This is a genomic window from Micromonospora sp. NPDC047620 (genome assembly GCF_043205005.1).
Classification (GTDB): Bacteria; Actinomycetota; Actinomycetes; order Mycobacteriales; family Micromonosporaceae; genus Micromonospora.
Window position 1 is genome coordinate 1 of sequence record NZ_JBIDDG010000092.1, and the last position, 1789, is coordinate 1789.

2 protein-coding genes are annotated in these 1789 nt (G+C 65.9%); one reads left to right on the top strand and one right to left on the bottom strand.

Going from position 1 to position 1789, the window contains the following annotated elements:
- Positions 1-271, bottom strand: a 271-nt coding sequence (locus tag ACGF5C_RS34345; protein WP_393308519.1) for an NAD(P)-binding domain-containing protein, incomplete at its 3' end; no start/stop codon positions are given.
- A gap of 229 nt (positions 272-500) precedes the next feature.
- Here ACGF5C_RS34345 and ACGF5C_RS34350 point away from each other — a divergent pair.
- Positions 501-1715, top strand: coding sequence for an IS110 family transposase (locus ACGF5C_RS34350; RefSeq protein ID WP_393308522.1), 1215 nt, complete (start codon positions 501-503; stop codon positions 1713-1715).
- Positions 1716-1789: the final 74 nt, after the last annotated feature.

The following is a 1789-nucleotide window of genomic DNA, read 5'->3' on the forward strand; positions in this document are numbered from 1 at the left end:
CGATCACCCTGTCCCGCAACCGTTCCGGAGCCAGGCCCAGGACGTCGTACATGGCGGCGTAGTCGGTGAGGCTCAGGATGATCACCTCGTTGCGCTCGAGCGCGTCGGCCACCGACTCGGCGCGCCGGGCGCCCAGTTCCGCCATGGCCTCGGCTTTGTCGGCGCTGCGATTCCAGACCGTCACCTCGGTGCCGGCGGCCAGCAGCACGCGCACGATCGCCCGGCCCATCGGGCCCAGCCCGATCACCGTGACGGAGGAACGTTCGGACATGATGTGTTCCCTAAGTTTGTAGGTGTCTGGGGTTGGTGCCCTGGATGCCCAGGGCGGTGGGGTGTAGCTGATGATGTGCTGCCTCGGTTGAGGCTCGAAAGGACTGGCTGCCCCACCGTGCTGGACGCTCCGGCTGCTGATTGAGAGCTTGTTGCGGTTGTCGCTGGTTAGGGATCTGTCGGCGGGGTTGTCCACGGGCGCAACAACTTCGATAGTCGGGAGCACGTGGGTGACAACTCGCCCTCAGATCTGGGTCGGGATCGATGTCGGCAAGCACGCGCATCATGCGTGCGCGGTCGACGAGACCGGTAAAGCGGTGTTCAGTCAGCGTTTCGGCAACGACCAGGCCGCGATCGAGGCGGTGATCGCGCGCGCCGGCAAGGCTGCCGAGCGGGTTCGGTGGGCGATCGACTTGACCAGCCCGATGGCGTTGCTGCTGATCACGGTGCTGCTGGCCGCCGATCAAGCGGTGACGTATGTGCCTGGCCGGGTGGTGAATTCGATGACCGGCAGTTTCCGCGGCGAGGGAAAGACCGACGCCAAAGACGCTCGGGTGATCGCTCAGAGCGCCCGCCTGCGTGAGGACCTGAACGAGGTCGTGATGCCCGACGAGCTCGTGGTCGGGCTGACCCAGCTGACCAGCTACCGCACCGACCTGATGGCGGATTGGGTGGCCGGGATCAACCGGCTGCGCGCGCTGCTCGGATCGATCTTCCCGGCATTGGAGGCCGCGTTCGACTTCGCGAACCGGACCCCGCTGATCCTGGTTGCCGGGATGTGCACTCCCGCCGAGATCCGGTCCGCCGGAATCATCGGTGTCACAACGTATCTCACCGACAACGGCGCCTGGAAACCGGGCATCGCCAAGACCGCAGCCGCTGCGGTCGATGCTGCCGGACGTCAGAGTCTGGCCCTGCCCGGTGAAGCCGATACCGCGATGCTGGTCAAACGCATCGCGCGCAAACTCCTCGATCTGGACCGGGAGATCAAGGACACCGACAAACTCATCACGACCCGGTTTCGGGAACACCCCTGGGCGCGCATTATCGAGTCCCTGCCGGGCATGGGCCCCGGACTGGGAGCGGAATTCCTTGTCGGCACCGGCGGTGACCTGGCCACCTTCGCCGGCGCCGGCCGGTTGGCCTCCTACGCCGGCCTCGTTCCCGTTCCCCGGGATTCGGGCCGGGTCAACGGCAACCTGCACCGCCCGAAACGCTACAACCGGCGCATGCGCCGCGTGTTCTACATGGCCGCCCTGTCGAGCCTGAAAGTCACCGACGGTCCTTCCCGACGGTTCTACGACAAGAAACGCGGCGAACGCCTCATCCATACCCAGGCCCTTCTAGCGTTGGCCCGGCGCCTGGTCGACGTGCTGTGGGCACTGCTGCGCGACGGCCGCGAATTCAGCATGGAAAACCCGAACCCTGTCGCTGCTGCGGCTTGACACGGTCATTGAGAGTCCATTCCGGCCATCGATTCCAGGAGCGGCAGGCGTGTGATGAGGTTGCGCACGGCGAT